The 18,727-nt window shown below is 68.3% G+C and carries 14 protein-coding genes; 6 read left to right on the forward strand and 8 right to left on the reverse strand.

Annotation, left to right across the window (positions count from 1 at the left end; translation table 11 throughout):
* Positions 1–275: 275 nt before the first annotated feature.
* Positions 276–725 (forward strand): DUF6336 family protein, encoded by a 450-nt coding sequence (locus O1Q96_RS20440; RefSeq protein WP_269249585.1) that lies wholly within the window; start codon positions 276–278, stop codon positions 723–725.
* 193 nt (positions 726–918) lie between these two features.
* On the opposite strand, the gene O1Q96_RS20445 is transcribed toward O1Q96_RS20440, so the two are convergent.
* Positions 919–1,296, reverse strand: coding sequence for a hypothetical protein (locus O1Q96_RS20445; RefSeq protein ID WP_269249586.1), 378 nt, complete (start codon positions 1,294–1,296; stop codon positions 919–921).
* Between the two features lie 1,251 nt (positions 1,297–2,547).
* A complete protein-coding gene (locus tag O1Q96_RS20450; RefSeq protein ID WP_269249587.1) occupies positions 2,548–2,970 on the reverse strand; it encodes a hypothetical protein in 423 nt (140 codons plus the stop codon).
* A 134-nt stretch (positions 2,971–3,104) separates the two neighbouring features.
* Between O1Q96_RS20450 and O1Q96_RS20455 the strand changes: the two genes are divergently transcribed.
* Complete coding sequence (locus tag O1Q96_RS20455; protein ID WP_269249588.1) at positions 3,105–5,645, forward strand: sigma-70 family RNA polymerase sigma factor; 2,541 nt, start codon at positions 3,105–3,107, stop codon at positions 5,643–5,645.
* 116 nt (positions 5,646–5,761) lie between these two features.
* Here O1Q96_RS20455 and O1Q96_RS20460 read toward each other — a convergent pair whose 3' ends face one another.
* A complete protein-coding gene (locus O1Q96_RS20460) occupies positions 5,762–6,439 on the reverse strand; it encodes a DUF4232 domain-containing protein (RefSeq protein ID WP_269249589.1) in 678 nt (225 codons plus the stop codon).
* Positions 6,440–6,811: 372 nt separating this feature from the next.
* Here O1Q96_RS20460 and O1Q96_RS20465 point away from each other — a divergent pair, with 372 nt between their 5' ends.
* The 3 genes from O1Q96_RS20465 to O1Q96_RS20475 all read left to right on the forward strand — a co-directional run bounded on the left by O1Q96_RS20465 (position 6,812) and on the right by O1Q96_RS20475 (position 9,083).
* Positions 6,812–7,312 carry a hypothetical protein gene (locus O1Q96_RS20465; protein ID WP_269249590.1) on the forward strand — a complete coding sequence of 167 codons (501 nt, stop codon included), beginning with the start codon at positions 6,812–6,814 and terminating at the stop codon, positions 7,310–7,312.
* A 220-nt stretch (positions 7,313–7,532) separates the two neighbouring features.
* Positions 7,533–7,961, forward strand: a complete 429-nt coding sequence (locus O1Q96_RS20470) for a VOC family protein (protein ID WP_217453330.1) — start codon at positions 7,533–7,535, stop codon at positions 7,959–7,961.
* A 159-nt stretch (positions 7,962–8,120) separates the two neighbouring features.
* Complete coding sequence (locus tag O1Q96_RS20475) at positions 8,121–9,083, forward strand: phosphotransferase family protein (RefSeq protein ID WP_269249591.1); 963 nt, start codon at positions 8,121–8,123, stop codon at positions 9,081–9,083.
* A gap of 234 nt (positions 9,084–9,317) precedes the next feature.
* On the opposite strand, the gene rph is transcribed toward O1Q96_RS20475, so the two are convergent.
* Positions 9,318–11,915 (reverse strand): rifamycin-inactivating phosphotransferase, encoded by a 2,598-nt coding sequence (gene rph / locus O1Q96_RS20480; RefSeq protein WP_269249592.1) that lies wholly within the window; start codon positions 11,913–11,915, stop codon positions 9,318–9,320.
* Positions 11,916–13,417: 1,502 nt separating this feature from the next.
* Positions 13,418–14,368 carry a phosphotransferase gene (locus O1Q96_RS20485; RefSeq protein WP_269249593.1) on the reverse strand — a complete coding sequence of 317 codons (951 nt, stop codon included), beginning with the start codon at positions 14,366–14,368 and terminating at the stop codon, positions 13,418–13,420.
* A gap of 447 nt (positions 14,369–14,815) precedes the next feature.
* Here O1Q96_RS20485 and O1Q96_RS20490 point away from each other — a divergent pair, with 447 nt between their 5' ends.
* Complete coding sequence (locus O1Q96_RS20490) at positions 14,816–16,183, forward strand: hypothetical protein (protein ID WP_269249594.1); 1,368 nt, start codon at positions 14,816–14,818, stop codon at positions 16,181–16,183.
* Between the two features lie 63 nt (positions 16,184–16,246).
* On the opposite strand, the gene O1Q96_RS20495 is transcribed toward O1Q96_RS20490, so the two are convergent.
* From O1Q96_RS20495 to O1Q96_RS20505, 3 genes are all read right to left on the reverse strand, one after another.
* On the reverse strand, positions 16,247–16,876 hold the full coding sequence (locus O1Q96_RS20495) for a DUF305 domain-containing protein (RefSeq protein WP_269249595.1): 630 nt from the start codon (positions 16,874–16,876) through the stop codon (positions 16,247–16,249).
* Positions 16,877–16,996: 120 nt separating this feature from the next.
* Positions 16,997–17,515 carry a DUF6153 family protein gene (locus tag O1Q96_RS20500; RefSeq protein ID WP_331276052.1) on the reverse strand — a complete coding sequence of 173 codons (519 nt, stop codon included), beginning with the start codon at positions 17,513–17,515 and terminating at the stop codon, positions 16,997–16,999.
* 164 nt (positions 17,516–17,679) lie between these two features.
* Positions 17,680–18,453 (reverse strand): hypothetical protein, encoded by a 774-nt coding sequence (locus O1Q96_RS20505; protein ID WP_269249596.1) that lies wholly within the window; start codon positions 18,451–18,453, stop codon positions 17,680–17,682.
* Positions 18,454–18,727 lie beyond the last annotated feature (274 nt).

The raw sequence follows: 18,727 nt of genomic DNA on the forward strand, positions 1-18,727 counted from the left end.
AACCTGAACAGAAGTTGTACTCCCGGGGCGTGGCGCGGGGGCCTGTGGCACGGCTGTGACAGTGGCCATGGATCCGTGACACGGCTGACCTCTCCCATGAGGCGCGCCCGGAGCAGCGCCAACAGGCCACGACAACGGCGAGTTGCCGACCGCCTGGTCTTCGGGCTTCTGCTTGTGCTGTTCCGGGGGCGGATGTGCTGGCGGTTCCCAGCCCTTGTCCCGGCTGCCCTGTACGACGAACCCTCAGGGCTGAGCGAGCCGATAACGTGCCGCCCATGACGCGGACACAACGCACCGATGCAGCGCAGACCTCGCAGGTGGCCACCGACGAGGATGGAGTACGCCTGCCGCGGCTGCGCTTCACGGACGTGGTGCTACGGGGGACGGTCCAGGGGATCGCCGCCGTCGCCCTGCTCGTCGTAGGCATGCTCTTCGTCGCTGATCACCACGACCGCGAAACGTTCCTCGCCGTGACCGCAGGCTTCTCCGCAGTGCTCGCGGGTACGGGGATCGTCTTCGGGGTCTTCTTCTGGACGGCCTGCGGTGGTGACATCCGGCGATGGCGGGACTGGCGAACGATCACCGGCCAGACAGGCGGCGTCATGATCATGGCACCGACCCTCGTGCGGGTCGGTGTCCTCGCCCTGGTGCTCTTTCCCGGTGCCCTCGGGCTCTACCACCTCGTCGACGACGCGGCGTACGACAGTTGGCTGTACGGGAGTTGAGCCCGACGCCTGATGCCCGATGCGTCTCGTGCTGCGGGCTCGTGGTTCGCGGCCGTGGGTCCGGCCGGCTGGAGGTCCCGGCCAAGCAGTGATACGGCCTGAATGAGCCGACCCCCCTGGGTCGAGTGAGCCGTCAGGCAGAGCGAGCGGTGGACCTCGCGCACTGGCCTCCTCCCTTCCACACATGAGCCGGTCACCGCACGCTGACCATCACCTGGTCGACACGCGGGAGGGAACTGGGCATCTCGTCGGTGAGCCAGGAGTACTCCAGAGCTGCCAGGGTGGCGCCCCTGTCCGTCCACACCAGTAGTTCACCGATGTACTCGCCGGACTGGTCGTGGACATGGGCGTCGACAGGCACCAGTTCGGCGGACATGGCCGCGTGGTGCGCGGGTTCCCGTACCCGCAGGTTGACGCTCGCGGACCCAGGAGCCCAGAGGGCTACCACTTCCGTCCGGTCCAGCTGGCTGCGGAGCGCGGAAGCTCCGGCGAAGTCGGCCGAGAGAATGTGCTCCAGCACGGTTCGCTCCAGGTCGCTCAACGGACGAGGTCGCAGGGGCAGGCGGGGCATACGCTGATCATCGCAGGCCGCGTCTCCGCCCGTCGACGGCTGACGAAGTTCTGGTCAGGCGACCTGACGCGAACCTCAGCAGTGGCTCCAAGAGGTCCTATGCGTCGGTGTGATGGGATGCCGGTGGGTGCTCGGTGGCGGGCACGGGGGTGCATCGCGCCGGTCGCCGGGACGAGGACAAAAGAGGGCGGCTTAGCGGGGGAGACGATGAACGGACACGAGAGCCAAGGAACAGCCTTCGGCCTGAGGTCGCTGCAGACGCGCGCCTTGATGCGCGAGGCCGGGAAGGCGAAGCGGCTCTTGGCAGCGGGGGAGTGGCGCCCTTCCACGGCGGACTCCGAAGCCGCGGCGTCCGTCCTGGACCGCCTCGCGGCCCCGCTCCCTGACCGGCGGGCAACGACCGCATCAATGCCGGCCACAGACCGGGACCGGCGACTTCAACGTCTCCTGCGCACGACCCTCCACCACCTCGACGCAGGAGCCGTGAGCCCGCCCTCAGCCGCTCTCCTGGCCGCGGTCGCCCGCGCATTCCTGCCTTGGTACGCCACCCCGAACCCGCCGGGCGCAGCGGCGGCCCCGAGGTACGGGGCTCCGGCGGGAACGGCAGACGGCCCGGCCGGGCCACCGACGGCGGCCGGCGAGGCCTTGCTCCCCGATCTGACCGCACTGTTCGCTGCGTTGGCCGCCACGAGCGGGCCCGGCACCGCTTCGCTCACGCCCCCGGCCGAGTCCTGGCAGCTCCCATACGCCGGCCGATTCCGTCGTTATGGCAGACCCGCTGCCGGGGTGTGGACGGCTGAGACCGTCGCCTGCCCGGCGTGTGGAGGTACAGACGGTCCGTGGACCGTGACGAGCGACTGGCGGCTGATCTCGCTGGGCTGCCAATGCGGGATGACGACCCACGAGCACGGCCTCGCCTTTTCCGAAGTCTGGCTTCTCCTACCGGATATGTGACGAGGCGTCGATCAGCCAAGTCGTCCAAGTGACGCGGACGTAACTGGCTCCATCGCAAGCGCGCGCCTCCACACAACTGCCGCGCGGGTGCGAGCACGTCCCGCGCGCCTGACCGGCATGCCTAGCGAATGCCCTGTGTCCAGGACTGCTCTTTCGCGAATTTGCCCTTTCGTTCTTGGGAGCGGTTGTACCGTATCTGTCCTCTTGTCGGCCCTGTGTGGGCGTTGGGGTGGATACGGGAGGCGGCCTCGCCGGTCGTGGGGCCCTTCAGGGTGAAGGGCCCCACGACCGCGGCGATCAGCTGTCGTTGCCGTGGTTGTCCCGTGACTGCGTGGGGTGGTTCTCCAAGGTGCTCCGGTGGACCGTTGCGGCGAGCTTTGTCAGGTCCTTGGGGGTGATCTTCTCCGACAGGAGGTCCTCGCGTGCGAACTGCCGTACTTCCCGCAGCACTGTGCGCAGGGTCAGGCGCCAGATCAAGGCACGGACGAGGTGGGGAGTGTGAGGGGCGATGGTGCCGGTCACCGCGACGACGCCGACGCTCCCGGCCACGACCGCGGCCCACACCGGGCTGTGGCTCAGCAGACTCCAGGAGAGGGCCGCGCTGGAGAGGCCGGAGCCGGCCAGTGCGGTGACGTGGACGAATCGCTGCGGGCGGTGGGAGCAGTGCTGTTCGCCCTCGGCGGGGGAGGCGGTGCGGTTGTGCTGGATGCGACGGGACATGGAGTCCTCCGTTGATGCCGTGAGGTATCGGACGGAGGCCCAGGGCCGAGAAACGGGGCGTTTCCCGGAGTTCACGAAGATTCTTTTGCGGGAGTTCGTGAGTTGCTGTCGCGGCTCACACGAGGGGAGTGACCGTGGGGGACCGTGCAGAGCCGGACAACGAGCCCGTCAGCGACCGGGAACTGGTCGGCTGGGCGCTGGACGCGTCCCAGCCACGACGCCGCAAGAAGGCGCTGGAGATGATCGCAGAACGCTATTTACAAGACGTGATGGTGTCGACGGCGCGCCGGATGGGGGACGCGGAGGCGGCGTCCGATGTCACACAGCAGACCTTCACCGATGTCTGCGACAAGCTGATGAAGGGGGAGGGCCCGCAGAATCCGGATCGCCTCGGTGGCTGGCTGCACAACTTCAGCCGCAACCGCGAACGCAACCACTACAAGCGCCGTGAGGCGACCCGGGAACGTTCTCGCCCGGCCGATGACCACGACGATGAGTTCGGTTCGGGCGTCTCCCGGGTGGGGGTGGCGCGTGACGACGAGGAGCGACTGGCTCAGGCCCGGGGCATCGCCGGCCGGGTGGCGCGCACGCTCGCGGCGGACGAGCAGGAGATCTACCGGCTCTACTACGAGCAGGAGCTCTCGGTCGCGGAGGTGACGGAGCAGCTCACCCTCTCCGGCCGGAAGCTGTCGCAGAAGACCGTCCAGAACAAGGTCACGCGGGTGGCGGCGGTCGTCGCGACCGGCTTCGAGGCGTATCTCCTTGTGCAGCACGACCGAACGTCGTGCGGACGGCTGACCGCCATCATCGGCCGGTACCCGCAGGAGTTCGGCAGCGAAGTGCGGGATCACGTGCTCAAACATGCTCGCAAATGCGCCGATTGCGGAAGCTGCACGGTGTGTCCCACCTGCCGGGTGCGGGACGTCCTGGCCATCAGCACGTGCGAGAAGTCCACCGGCTGCCGGCGCTGCCTGGTGTGCGACAGCGAGCGAGTGGATCTGAAGGCCCAGTGGGCGCCGGCCCTCGTCCTTCTCCTGTTCCTCCGCCCGGTCCGGACCGTGGTCCTCCAAGCCGTCAATCAGGCCTGGTCCGAGGCCATCTCCGTGCTGTCGTCACCGCCGGCCAACCCGCCCAGCAGCCCTCCCGGGCCACCGTCTGCCGTCGGTCCGCTGCGCCGCCCTGCGGCCAGGACGGCCAAGGTCGCCACAGCAGCTGTGGCCACCGCGGCCGTCGTCGCGGGAGCGCTGCTGCTCACCCGCCCCGAAACGAACTCCTCGCCGCAGACGGCCCCGGTGGCCGCCACCATGCCGACCATCGCGTACGCCACGGACAAGGAGGTCCGCGTCCAGACCAGGGAAAGGAACACCACCGTCGACAGGGTGCCGGCCGGCAGCACCGTCACCGATCTGATCTGGTCAGCCGACCGCCGCCGCCTGGGCTGGCTCGTCAGACCCGCCCAGGGCACGGCCGCCACCCTGCACACCAGGGACCTGTCCACCGGCCGGAACCGCACCTGGGACTGCCAGAACTGCTCCGGAATCGCCTTTCAGGGCGCGAACTTGGTCAGCGTTCAGCAGGGCGCTCAAATCCTGTCCCACCCGCCCACCGGCAAGGCCCCCAAGACCCTGGAACTCCAGGGCCTAGACACCACCACCACCTGGCAACTGTTCCTCGTCGGCAGCACGGCGGCCGACAGCGCACTGCTGATCTTCGCGATGGACGACAACGTCAGTGGGGCAGACGCCAACAAGCTGTTCCGGATGGCCGCCAACAAGATGGTGACGACGGTCGTCGACGACGCTCTCCGTCACATTCCCGGCGGCGCCCGTCAGGCCGGCCAGTACACGGTGGTCAGCCGGGACGGCGCACAGTTCGCCTACGGGGGCAATGACTCGGGCGGCGACCCCTGTGTGGCCTCGGACGGTGTGACCGTCGTAGACCTCGACACCGGCAAACACACCACCACTGCCCTGGCCGACGACGACGCGTCCCGTCGTCTGCGGATCACAGGAGTCTGGTTCGGCCCGAAGGGCGAGGTGTGGGCCAGCGCCTTCCGGCAGCCGGCCGAGGCCTGCGTCGCGTACGGGGAAGAGGCGGCGGCCCGACGGCAGCGCACAGTCGTCTACCGCCTGGACGACGGGACCTGGACCAAGTCCGATCAGGAAGCAGTCATGGCCCAGCCGGCCGAGGACGGGTGGAGCGCCCGGCGCGCCGGGACCGCAGGGCTCAACGACTACCGGCCGCCGGCCTCACCGCTTGTCGTCACCAACTCCAAGAATCAGCGGGTTCCTCTCGACGACTCCGTCACGGTCTTCGCCTGGGCTCCAAGCGACTCGAAACCCGCCCCGGTTCTGGGGACCTTGTGGGGCCCGTACCAGAAGGGGTACGGGCTGCCCAAGCCCACCACGGTCTACAACGGCGGCAGTCCGTCAGGGATGGTCCGTGACGTGACCTGGACGTCCTGGGGTGGTGAGCGGGCCACCGGCACGGGAGAGGCCATCTACGTCACCGGTGAGGCGTCCGTGGCCGACAGCCCTTGGGAGAAGAGCACCGTCGTCGCCTTCGACCTGGGGGACTGCTTTGGCGTCCGGACCTACCGGAAGGTCAGCTGGTTCCATCCGCAGCGCAACGAGCGCTTCGATGAGAGCCGGTACATGAACGTGTGCACAGGCTGAACAACGCTGGATGTCGTCAGTCGCCTCGGTCCGACACGGTGCCGCCTCAACCGATTCCGGGCCTGGCGCTTCCCGCGTCGAGCGGTTCAAGCGTGGATCCAGAGGCGTGGGTCCGTTCAGCTGAAAGGAACGGCGTCGGCCGGGGCGGTGTGCCAGTTGGTCACGACCGGCTTGTCGACGGTGATGGTGTCGACCGGCAGGGAAACAGGGTTGGGGTCATCGTTGCCGACGGCGACGATGATGAAGTCCAGTTCCTTGCCGCCGTCTGCGTTGGTGGTCTTCGGGTTCACCCCGGCGTAGGCGGTGGTGTTCCCGCTCAGCTTGATCTGCTCGCCGACGGCCTGCTCCGCGGGGCCCGCCTCGGTGCCGTCGGATCCGAACGCCACGGTCGGCAGCGCGGCGGGCAGGTAACAGGTGATGCCCGACTTCGCCTTCGCCGTGATCAGTACGTATCCGCCGGCCTGGGACTGGGACTTGGTGCTCCAGGAGATGTCGTTGGCACCGCAGCCCTGCTCGACCGGCTTCCGCTCGCCGTTGCCGGTGTCGACGCCGGAGCCGGCCCCGTCCTCGGTTCCATTGCCTGTGGCATCGGAACCCTTGTCGGTGCCCTGGCTGCTGCCCGTGGTCGACGAGCCGGACGGGGTGGCCGCGTCGCCGGCCGGAGTGGCGGACGAAGAACCCTTCGCGGCGCCGTTGTCCGTGGCCTTGGCCGTGTCCTGGCACGCTGTCATCAGCATGGCGCCGCCCACGAGGGATGCGGAGACGAGGAAGGCCTTGCGACGGTTGCCGGACATTGAATCCCCTTGGTGATCGGTGAGTTGAGGTCGAAGCGCTGTCGGCTTCTCGGCGTTTGCTTGATCACTATGAGAGGGCTGCGGGCCGAAGGGATCCCGGCGTGTTCGTTCCAGGACAACGCTGTCACAAGCCGGTGACATGATCACAGAGGCCACGCCTGGCCGCATCGTGATCAGGGTGCGAGTGCCGGGCGGCGCCGACCGGGCATGCTCGCGTTCATGCCGTCGTAGGCTGCAGCGGCTGCTAACGATCATGATGGCGCCGTAAAGAACGTCAATTGGATATCCACCGATTCCTGTGTCCCCCCTTTCCCTCCTAGGGTGTTCAACGGACGCCGACGCGGCCGGGCCCGGCCGCCTAAGGGGGGGCGCATGAGCACACCCGAGTACGAGCTTTGGGCCGACCGTGCTGTCCGCCGCCCGGACGACGTCCGCATGATCTCTGGTAGACGGGTCCCGCTTTCCTGGCAGATGGAGAAGCGCGCCGGGCACGTCGACCGGCTGATGAACAGGACTTTGCCCGCGGACTTCCCGGACCCGGTCGAGCGTGGAGGTGCCGGCGACGTGCTGGCTGTGCTCGCCTTGTCGGAGTCGATCCGGCGCGACCTCACTGCCTGCCGCGCGGGCGACATCCGTGAGGCCATCCTGCTCGGAGCCACCTGGTCCGAGGTCGCGGCCGCGATCGACATCACACCGGACGAGTCCCGCGCCATCCTGCGCGACTGGACGGAGCGTCTGCACGGCCTCCACCAGATCCAGGCCGAGGCGGCCCAGGCCCAGCGGCTCGGCGCCGAGGAGGACCGCCACGCCGCGGTGCTCGCCCTGATCGAGCTGGCAGACGACCAGCGGATGGAGACCGGCAGGCATGACTGACCGCCTGTCCGTGGCCATTGCCTCGGTGTGGAGCGTGCGGATGTAGCCCTCCGCTCACCCCCGATTCACGCATCGAATGCAATTCCCCGGCGTCTGGCGCCTGCCGCGCGCGCCGGACGAGCACGGCCCGCACCGACGGGTGCGCGCGCAAGATGATCCACCAGCGAGGCGATGCCCGTCGGGGGTTTCGCCGAGGAGCACGTGCCCATACGGTGGCCAGGTGATGTCGATCAAGAAGTTCCAAGTCACCTTCGACTGTGCGGAACCTGAGCGCCTCGCCCGCTTCTGGTGCGAGGTGTTGGGATACGTCGTACCGCCGCCACCGGAGGGGTTTGCCACCTGGGACGACTTCAAGCGCGCCCAGCCTCCCGAGCAGCAGGACGCGTGGTTCGCCTGCAGTGATCCCTCAGGGGTGGGCCCGCGCCTGTACTTCCAGCGGGTCCCCGAAGGGAAGGCGGCCAAGAACCGGCTGCATCTCGATGTGCGGGTCGGCACCGGACTCGTGGGTGAAGAGCGCCTCGCCGCACTTGAGGCCGAGTGCGCACGACTGGTCCCGCTCGGAGCGGTACATGTGCGAACGCTGTATGACGGCAATGATGCGTGCATCCCGATGCTGGACATCGAGGGGAACGAGTTCTGTATCGACTGATGGTCCGAGAGCCTGCCCCGGTCGGTCATCGGCCATGTCCCACAGGGCGGTGTTACCGACGCGGCAGCACCTGACGTTTCCGCAGTGCAGCTGCCTGGTGCTCGCGGGCCGTGACAAAAGTCCTTGTGCCTGCCGTCGGCAGGATGATGGGGTGGCGCGGTGAGCAACCATGACGAGGCGGCTGCCGTCCGGCCGTTGACCTCGGCTTGGGTCGCCCGGCATCTGGCGGCCGGGGAACGGATCGTCGGAACCGAGGCGCTGCACGGCGGCATCACCGCCGAAACGCGGCGGCTGACCATCGCCATTCGGGACGGTGGCACCCGCGACCTGGTGCTGCGGAGCTTCGTCGATCCGTTCTCCGTGGAGCGCGCAAAGGACTGGCTGAACAGGGAGGCCGACGCTCTGCCCCTGCTCGCGGAGACCGGTGTGCCGGCGCCTCGACTCGTCGCGGTGGATCCGACCGGCGCGCAATGCGCGTATCCCTCGCTCCTCATGACACATCTGACGGGCCGGACGGTCCTCGACGACGAGGGACTGGAGGCGCGCGTCCCTCTGCTGGCCCGGCAACTCGTGGCGATCCACGAGGTGCGGCCCGCGGAACGGCCCCCGGAGTATGTGGCGTTGACGACCGCCGACACAGTGGTAGTTCCGAAGGGCGCCGACGCGGCGCTGTGGGCCGCGGCGATCGACGTGATCCGCAAACCCGCGCCGCCCTACGAAGGGCGATTCCTGCACCGGGACTTCCACCCCGGGAACGTGCTGTTCGACGTGCCGCCGGAAAGCCCGGCAGATGCCCGGATCACCGGGGTCGTGGACTGGGCGACGACCTCCTGGGGCCCGGCGGACCTCGATGTCGCGCACTGCTCCACCAATCTCGCACTGTTGCACGGCCCGGCGTGGGGTCTGCGGTTCGCTGAGGCGTATGAGGAGGCCGGCGGGATGCTGGCCGCGGCCGCGAACGAGCGTCTGTACTGGCGGGTGCGGGACGGGCTGGCGTGCTCGGAAGAAGTGCAGTCGGTGGCGCAGTCATGGCGCGAGGCGGGGAGGACCGAGCTGACGACGCGAGCCGTGGTGGAGCGGCTTGACTCCTATGTCACCGCACTGATGGACGCGCCGGACTGAGCCGAAACAACTCGGGGCCCGGGCACGGCGGCGAGCGCCGACCCGGGCTGCCACGTCCGGCAGCGGAGCGGATCCCACACCGTCGAACGACGCTGCCACTCCCCGTAAGACACTCTCCAGGCTCAGAGCCATGACGGGTCGTGTGCGCACGGCGGGCGGCGAGCGTGGGACGGCCATGAACTGATGGCGTTGCTTTCGCCGGACGCTACCGGCGGGCCTTCTCGGTGTGGTCCGTCACGCCAGGATCTCAACGTACCCGTCAGTCCCGTGCACACGGATGCGTTGCCCGTCCCGGATCAGCCGGGTGGCCTGCTCCACGCCCACGACGGACGGCAAGCCGTACTCCCGGGCAATCACCGCCCCATGGGTCATCAGCCCGCCCACCTCAGTCACCAGGCCCGCGATTCCGACGAACAGCGGCGACCAGCTGGGATCCGTGTACGTCGTGACCAGGATGTCGCCCGCCTCAAGATCGGCCTCCGCCATGTCGAGGATGACGCGCGCCCTGCCCTCGACGGTCCCGGCAGAAACAGGGAGCCCGACCAGGGCGCCGGCCGGCACGTCTTCGCGCCGGTACGACCCGGTGACAGCCTCGCCGTCCGAGGTGAGGACCCGGGGCGGGGTGAGCGCCTCGTACGACCGGAAAGCGTCCTTGCGCTGCTGGATGAGCTGGTCATCCACCTCTTGCGAGCGCACGACGTCATGGAGCTCCTGGAACGTGAGGTAGAAAATGTCCTCCTTCTCAGGAAGGACGCCGGCCTGCACGAGGCGCTTGCCCTCCTCGAGCAGAGCCTGCTTGTAGACGAAGTAGCGGCTGACGATGCCGTACTTGGGGTACTCCCGGTATCCGATGAAGGTGCGGACCCGGTCGATCATCCGCTTGGCTTCACCGGCCTTTTGGTCCCCGTCCGGCAGGGACCGCAGGCGTGACAGCACATCCTGTTCCTTCTCCCACGCCTTCTGCCGGCCTTCCTCGAAACGACGCTCGGCGGCGCCCGGCTCGAAGTTCCTGACGTTGTCGAGGATCACGGGGACGAGCGTGGCGGGGCGCTCGCGCCAGCGAGGCCTCGTGATGTCGATCTCCCCGACGCAGCGCATGCCGTACTGGTCGAGATAGGCCCCAATGGCATCGCGCGCTTCGGCCCCGCCCGCGAGCTTCGCCAGTTCGTCCAGGAAGCCCTCGTCCCGGTCGCCCTGCAGGAACGCCACCACTTCCGGATGGGGGCGGATCACGTCCGCGACGTCGAGCAGCGCCAGGCCCATCTCCGACGTGACGTTGTCGGGGGCGGACAGCGTGAGCGTGTCAGCCGCGCTCTTCTCGCCCAGCCACTCCTGCAGCTTGTCGTTGAGCCACCACGTGGCCTCCATGCCGGCCATGATCACCTGCATGCTCAGCGGGTCACTGAGGACTCGCTTGTGCTCCTCGAAGGCTTCCCGCAGGAAGTCGAACAGTGCCTCTCCGGTCTTCGTCCGGATGTCACGTTCCAGGGTGGCGATGGACGCCTGGCTGCGCTCGATCAGCTCGGTGACGATGGCCGGATCGGTCTCGATCGGGGTCGGCGCGCTGCCGGCCGACCGCCCGGCGGGAGGCGTGTCCGGAAGTGTCGGGACGAAATCGACACGGTCGAGGACGGTCTCCAGCGCGTCCCTGACCAGCGGATCACCTCTCCCTATGAGGTCCAGGAGGCCGACGCGGGTCGCGGGTGAGGCGAGGCGCTGGGTGACGTCGACGAACAGCCTCCCGCCGGCCTCGTGCATCGGCGCCATGGCAGTCAACTGCCACATGGAGAACCCCAGGGGCTTCATGGCGTCGGTCATCATCTGCTGGTGGCCGACGGAGACGTAGACGTGATTGTCCTGGTCGTCGGTCTCGGGGATGGGGAACAACGTCGTGATCGGACGGCTCTGAACGATCTGGAAGTCACCATCGAGCAGGCACCATTCGATGTCCTGCGGGCGGCCGAAGTGTGCTTCGATCCGCCGCCCCAGCTGCACGAGCCGCACAACCTGCGCATCGGTCAGCGACGGCTGCTCCTGCTGCCGCAGGTCGATCGGCACTTCGTGCGTACCGCCGGCGGGCAGGGCGTGCACGGCACGCTGCTTGGCAGCAATCGTCTTGGCGACGACTTCGCCGTGCCGCACTGTGAACACGTCCGGGTTCACCAGTCCGGAGACCAGGGCCTCGCCGAGGCCGAAGCCCGCGTCCACGGTGGCGACCTTCCGGTTGCCCGTGACGGGGTCGGCCGTGAACAGGATGCCGGCCGCATGGGGGATGACCATCTGCTGGACGACCACCGCCATGTGGACCGTACGGTGGTCGATGCCGTTCCGCCGGCGGTAGGCCACGGCCCGCTCGGTGAACAGCGAGGCCCAGCAGCGGCTGATGTGCTGGAGGACCGCTGCCGGTCCCACGACGTTCAGGTACGTGTCCTGCTGGCCGGCGAAGGAGGCCGTCGGCAGGTCCTCCGCCGTTGCGCTGGACCGGACGGCGTAGGCGGACCGCTCGCCGAACCGGGTGAGCGAGTGGGTGATCGCCTCCGCGAGATCGCCTGGAATGGCGATCCCTTCGACGGTCCGGCGGATCTGCGCGCTGAGAGTGCGGATCGCCTCGCGGTCGTCCGGGTCGAGGCGCGACAACTGGTCGAGCTGATCGTCGATCGACGACGCTTCCGCCATGATTCGCCGGAAGGCGTTCGTCGTCACGCAGAAGCCGGTTGGCACACGGATGCCGTCGATCCGCGACAGCCCGCCCAGGTGCGCGGCCTTGCCGCCGACGACCGCGACCTGTGTCTCGTCAACCTCTTGCAGGTCGCACACGTACGGCCCGGTCATCGTGATGCCTCCGAGAGGGTCGTTTTCCGGGGCGGTAGTGCGCTGGCCGAGCGCATCACCGGCGTTTTCACCCGGATCGAGAGCTCCGTCGAGTCTCTTGAAAGGCGTGTCCTCGTCTCCGGCTGCCCTTCCTGTGACGCGTCGGCCGACCGCTCCGTCCAGCCGGGCGACGTGCACTCCCGCGCCACCGTCCCGAGCGCTCGCGACCGCACTGCCGGCCCGACCCCTGGTTCGACGTCACCGCGTCCCCCATACGTCGACAACACACGCACCTCGTGCTCCCCATTTCCGCAGGTTGTGGCCTCGGTCGACGATTTTGCGCTACCACCTGGGCCTTGCCGCAAGCCCCCGGGTGCGCTATAAGTTGAGAACGGCAAGGGGAGCGATTTCCTTGCCTTTTGCTTTTGCCGTCCCTTGGGCGTTGACGCACTGCGCGCGAAGAGGTGACGTTTGGCCTACGGGTACGCGGCGTCGGCTCGAGCGGGACTCCCGACGGCCTACGGACGAAATCGTGGATGCAGAAGGTCTTCCGTTGTCGGCAGGCCCGGACGCGGCAGCGTGAGCCGCTGTCTCCCCACACCGGAGTGATGTGTCCGACGCTTGCGGCGCCTTGATCGAGCCTTGGTCACCGCTCGGCGGGCGGGGCCTCCTGGAAGGATTCCGGACGACGATTCAGTGGGCAGTGGCCGAAAAGTGCCTCGACCTGTCCGCACTCATCGGCGAATCCTGTTGATCAGCTGCCACCGGCCGACGGGCGGGCGTCCCAAACGCGGAGACCGGCAGCTACGGCTGCAAATGATGAGTGGTGACGTGTTCCTGCCATGCGGAACGTCCGGTCAGGCTGCTGCCCGCCGTCCGGTGGCTGTCCGCCGTTCTGCTGGGCGCTGGAGGGCCTGGGCTCCCCGCTGGGGGCCCGGCCCTTCACTGCACGCTGCGGAATCTGCCAGTGCATCCCCAGACGGGACTCAGTCGTCCTGAGACGTCGCCTTCGGTTCTTCGGCAGGATGGGGACGATCCGATCCGTTCTCTTCGTCGGCCGGGTCGGTTTGGTCCGGGGAGTCGTCGCTCCACGCGACGGGCGGTGTCGGCGCCGTGATCGTCTGCGGTTCGTCGGAATCCGGGCGGACGCTCGGCTGGGATCCAGGAGCGTGGGACGTGTGCGTTTCGTCATTGGATTTCGTCATGGCGTGCGAGTTCCCGTTGTACTCACTCGCATGCACCGCGGTGCCCTGTCCCGACGGTAGTGAGTCCCGTGGGTGTCTGTACGTGCCGACCATTGAGGCTGCGAGGAAACCTCTGCTCAGGCGGGCCGGCCGCACCTGATCCTCGCGCAGCGCGGAAGATCTTGTTTGCCGTCGAGGCCTCGAGTGCGCTCGTCAAGCAGGCGGAGCCCACGCGCCGAGGACTCCGCCTGGGTCCTTGGCGCGGCGGGCAGCGCGGTGCGTCTGGTGGTGAATATGGCACGGCCCCCGCGTGGCGGGGTGCGGGCCGGTCGCGCTGTGTCAGGTGTTCATGCCGCCCGCGAAGGGCATCGTCCGCCATTGGTCGACGGCAGGCTCCAGGTACTCCATCAGCTCGGGCAGCTGCGGGACCAGCGTGAGAGTGGCGACGACGCGCAGCATGCCCACGGCGTTGACGAAGTTCAGGACCTCCTCGTTGAGCGGCCTCGTGCCGTTGCGTCGCGCGCCACGGTTGTAGGCGCTTTCGTGCTCGGGTCGGAGAGCGGCCAGGTCCCATTCGACGGGCCCCAGCGTGACCAGTTCGAAGTCGGCGTACAGGTCGCCGTCGACCCCGGAGAAGATGTTCGCGGGCGGGGAGTCGCCGTGGATGGGCTGGAGGTCGATGCCCGGGAACCGGGCCTCGAAGGCCGTGCGTGAGCGTACGAGGGGTTGGAGAATCGGCCACTCTCGGCGGGCACGGTCCAGGTCGGCCGCACCGATCAAGGTGGGGTGTTGGTCGAGCTGGGCGAGGCTTTCCGCGATGAACCGCGGATCGGCCGCTGTCAGAAACTCCAGGCGGCCCGGGTAGGTGCGCATGGCCGCGTGCAGATCGGCGACACTCTCGGCGTTCGCCACGTAGTCGGGCTCCTTGTCCTGGTTCTCCGGGACGAACGGCCAGAACGTCATTGAGAAACCGTCGCGCTGCACGGGCATTGGCGGCAGGAGCGGGCTGGGCGCGATCACGGCGGTTCCCTGGTCGGCGAGCCAACGGGTCACATCCAGCTCATCCTGCTGGCGGCGCGCGAGGGCGGTCAGGTCGTTCCGGCGCGGCAGGACAGTGGGAATCCGGGCCACGACCGGCGAGGGCGCCAGATGGACGACGACGGAGAAGACGTCGTGGAGCACCGCGGGGTCCGTGACGGTCAGGCCGAGCTCGCGCCCTGCCGCGACGGCCGCGTCCACGGCGGCTGAGGTGCGGCCTGCGAGCTGTTGTGGTGTGAGGAAGGTGGTCATGGCTTTATGTTCCAGTGACATTCCGGGTGTTGGGCACATCGGAACGAGGCGGGAAGGGCCGAGGGGTGCTCCGCGCAAGAGAACGATCGAGGGGTTGGCACCTGCGACGGCTGTTCCTTGGCCATGGGCCCGCGCGGCGAGGTCGACGATGCTCCGCATCGACTGGCCGGGGATGCACGAGGACGTCGTTCGTGACGTGACGTCTTCGGTCCGGGGGATGTCATGGCGGTGCCAGGAGGCCGGGAGGTCCATGACGGCGATCGGGCAGGCTTCCTGGCTGCCGTTCCTATCGGAGCGGTACTGAGGCGACGGCGTGATTCCTCCGTGTCCTGGACTGCGCATGATCAGGGGATGAGGCGATGGAAAGGGCTTGTCGCGGCCGCCGCTGTGCTGGTGGGGGCTTCGGCACCCGGCGCTGCGGGTGCACCGCAGGCCGATGGAGAACGCGTGACGGTCGATGCCCCGGCGACGTACCACACGCAGGTGACCGATCCGACCCGTGTTCAACTGCCGGTGACGGTCGACGCGGGGAGCGGCTCCTCCGTGCGTGGCATCACGCTCACCGTGGACGCCTCGGAGGTCCGCGGCAAGGTGCGGCTGGATGCCAAGCGGATCTGCACGGAGGGTACGGGGTACGTCTTCACCTGCCGCCTCACCTCATCCAGCCGGCGCTACCGCCTCTACGATTTGGTCGTCCTCGGCGCCGACAGGGCGGCCGAGCCGGGAGCGCACGGCACCGTGCGGTTCTCCGCCACCGGCCCGAACGGACAACGGGCAGAGGCCGAAACGGTGATGACGGCGGGGACGCCGGAACTCTGGGGCAAGAAGATCGCCATCGAAGACGCTGCGGCCGGCAAGCCCGTGGAACTGTGGGGCGGGGTCCTCAACCGCGGGCCTGTCGCGGCGAGCGGAATCGGCGTGACCCTGGTGGCCTCGCGTATGGAGATCGACCGCAGGTACGCCAACTGCCGCTACGCCGAGAGCGGCGAGTCCCGCGCGTACTGCTACTTCGACACACAGGTGGAGCCGGGTGAGGCCTACGCGTTCGACGCACCGTTCGTCGTGGAGGGCGCGGCGGAACTGACGAAGGGCTCGGTGAGTTTGCGGATCTTCGCGCCGGGCCAGGACGCCGGACCGTACTTCGACGAGGACGAGTACACGGTCCCCGGGACCGGACCGAAGCTCGGCCTGAAGCCGACCGAGCCCAAGGGCTTTGCACAGATGTCCGGGCACATCCCGATCGACACGAACCAACGGGTCGACGTGAGGGCCGTGGCGGGGGACCTCCGGGGGCGTCCCGGTGACATCGTTCAGCTGGCGGTGGGGCTGCGCAACGGGGGCGCGGGGCGTGTCGACGCCCGCTACCTCCGTTACGAGGTGGTCCCACCCCGGGGCGTCACCCTGATCCCGCCGGAGAAGCCCTCGCCGGACCCGGAGGCCGACGAGGCTCCCTACTGGATCTGTAGTCCGTGGGAGCAGGGTGAGGAGCGGTACACCTGCGGGAGCAAGAGCTTGAAGCCGGGCGCGTCCGAGACACAGGTGCTGAGGTTCCGTATCGACGAGAGGACCACGGGTACGGGCCAGGTCAAGGTCGTCCTCAAGGGAGGCTATGCGCAGCGGGACTCCGACAAGGGAAACAACGTTGCGAAGATCGCGGTGCGGGTTGCCGGTGCGGATGATGGGCGGGGCCGCAGCGTCGCCCGCCGCAGCGGTGGGCTCTCGTGGGGCCTTGCCGCGGGCATCGGGGTTGTCTGTGCCCTCGCTCTGGCGGCAGCGGTCTTCTACGGCGTCCGGCGCTCCCGCAGGCGAGACTGACGGCGCGCTCGCCCCCGCCGGGGGCGAACGCATACGCGTGCACGCCCCCAGCGGGTGCCTCGGTCAGCGGTTGTCGAGCAGTTCGTTCATCTGCTGGATCTCGGTCGTCTGGGAGCTGACGATCCGCCCGGCCATCTTCTTGGCAGGTGCGTAGGAACCGTCGGCCTGCTCGGTCCTGGCCATGGAGACGGCACCCTCATGGTGCCCGATCATCATCTGCATGAAGGCGGTGTCGAAGGCGGCACCCGAGGCCTTCTTCAGCTTCCTCATGTCCTCGGGGGGCATCATCCCGCTGTTGCCGTGCATGGAGTGATCGGTCCCTGCCGCGGGAACCTGTTCGCCCCAGGCGCTCAGCCAGCCGGACAGCGTCCTGATTTCCGGGTCCTGAGCTTTCTTGATGTCGGCGGCGAGCTTCTTCACCTCAGCCGACTGCACCCGGCCGGGTGCCAGGTCGGCCATCTCGACGGCCTGACGGTGGTGGGGAATCATTCCCTGGGCGAACGCGACGTCAGCGGCGTTGTGCCGCTTCTGCGAGCTGGACGTCGAGGTGGAAGCGGGCGAAGAGCCGCCGCTGTGGCCGTCGTGCCCGGTCGAGCTGTCGCCGCTTCCGACGCAGGCGGCCAGAATGATTGCGGCCGCTCCGGTGGCTGCCACGGCGGTGGCGCGGCGGGTCAGGTAACGCGTGCGGATCATGGTGGTGCAACTCCTTCGCGCACGCCCGTCTCAGGCGCGCGGGATCACAGGGATGTGAGAGCGGGCGAAGACACGGCACCCTCGCCGGAAAGGGCGTGAGGGAGTGCCGTGGAGGTCGCTCTATATCCGCAGGAGTTGCAGTTCGGAAAGGTCAGGGGGCGCCCGGCCCTGTACGGCCGACGCCGGCGCGGCGATCGGAACACCAGCAGTGACCGGGGCATGGGTCAGGTCATCGGCCGGCGCAGGCGGCGCATAGGCGGAACCGAGACCGGCTGCCACGCACGTACCGTCCGCGTGTGCGAGGTGCCCGGAGCCGTCGGCGGTGTGCGAGCATTCCGCGGTCACCTGCACCGCGGCAGAAGCTGAGGCCATGGTCATGGTGTGTTCGGAAGCCGGTGCTCCGCCGGGAGCCAGGGCGTGCATGCCCAGGATGCCGGTCAGTACCGTCAGGACCAGCAGCGCGAACAGCGGCCCGGTGGGGCGGCGGCTCGATCGAATGCTGCTGTCATACCCCCATCGTACGGGTGCAGCCGCGGCGGTCGAACAGCGCTCCTGGCGTGCGGACTTGACCTCCGCGCCGCGCTCCGCGAGACCAGCGCTCCGCGCGCCCTCTGGCCGGGGCGCATACAGGTTCGTCACGGGAGACGGCTGGTCGCCCGCACGGTTGCCGAGCAACTCGGTGCCGACCGCACCGATCCCTGGACCACGAACTTGTGTCGTCACTGAACGCAGAGGTCACCCTGGCGGAACTGGCCCAGGACATCTCCGAAATCGGCTGTCCGTGACCGGACCGAGGGCAGCGCCTACGGAGGGCCTCCGACAGACGTGGGCGGGCTTCCCACGGAATCGGGAGCGCGCGGGGCGGAAGGCGAGGCGGTTGCCAGACGATGGAGGCGCTCTGCGTCCGCCTTCCCCTGCAGGTACGCCTTGTGCATGGCTTCCTGAATTACGACTCGCTCAATGGAGCGGCGCTTGTCGATTTGCCAGTCCGCCCACACGAACACTGCTCCGAAGGCGACAAGGATGACAAGCGCCCAGCTTGCAAGACTCTTCGCGAATCGGTGGTCAACCCTGAGGTCCGCGCTCAGGGAGTGGCGCGGTTGCGCTGCCGGAGAAGGGCCGTCGAGAAGCAGTTTGTACGCGATCTCCTGCCCTTTGTGGATCACGAAGGGTTGGACGTACAAGGCGCTGCCGTTGGTTTCCGTCGGAGGAATCCGTCGATTGTCCCCGGTTTCCCGATCCAGTTCGGCAATCACGCGAGCGTTCAGTGAAAACTCGACCGGCGCACCGTTGAAGTGTGCAGCCTCGATCTCCCGATTCCCCACGTTGATCAACTTCAACGTGGCTGTGTGCGGGTGTGCGAGGCGCTCCGTTCCTCGGTACACCATCACATCGTCCACATTGCCCGCACGTCCATTGAGGAGCGGTGTGACGTCGAAGGAGTACGCCACCTTTCGTTGTGGCACGGCGGCCCGCCATCCGTAGACGATGCCGGTGAGGGACACGGCGACTCCGGCTATAGCCACCACCGCGCCCACCAGATCGGTTATGTCGCTCGCAAGTGTGACGTCGGTCATGAAGGGGTTATAGCAGCGGCCCAGCAAGAGCGGCACCTGATTGGCCCACGCGTGACCGTGACGAGTGGCTGCCCGGATGGAAGGCGGTGCAGGCGTCGAGGACCGTACCGGCCCGGTCACCGACGTGCGCGCCGCCCTGGTCGGCTTCGGCTGGGCCCTGTGCCTTTCCACGAGCTGGCGTGGCGTGTCCGTGCGTGCGAGGAAGTCGGCCTTCTCGTCAGGACCGACTGGTCGACCTCGCGTTCGGTCCGAACACCGTCGAACTGCCCGTGGC

This window comes from Streptomyces aurantiacus (assembly GCF_027107535.1).
GTDB lineage: Bacteria > Actinomycetota > Actinomycetes > Streptomycetales > Streptomycetaceae > Streptomyces.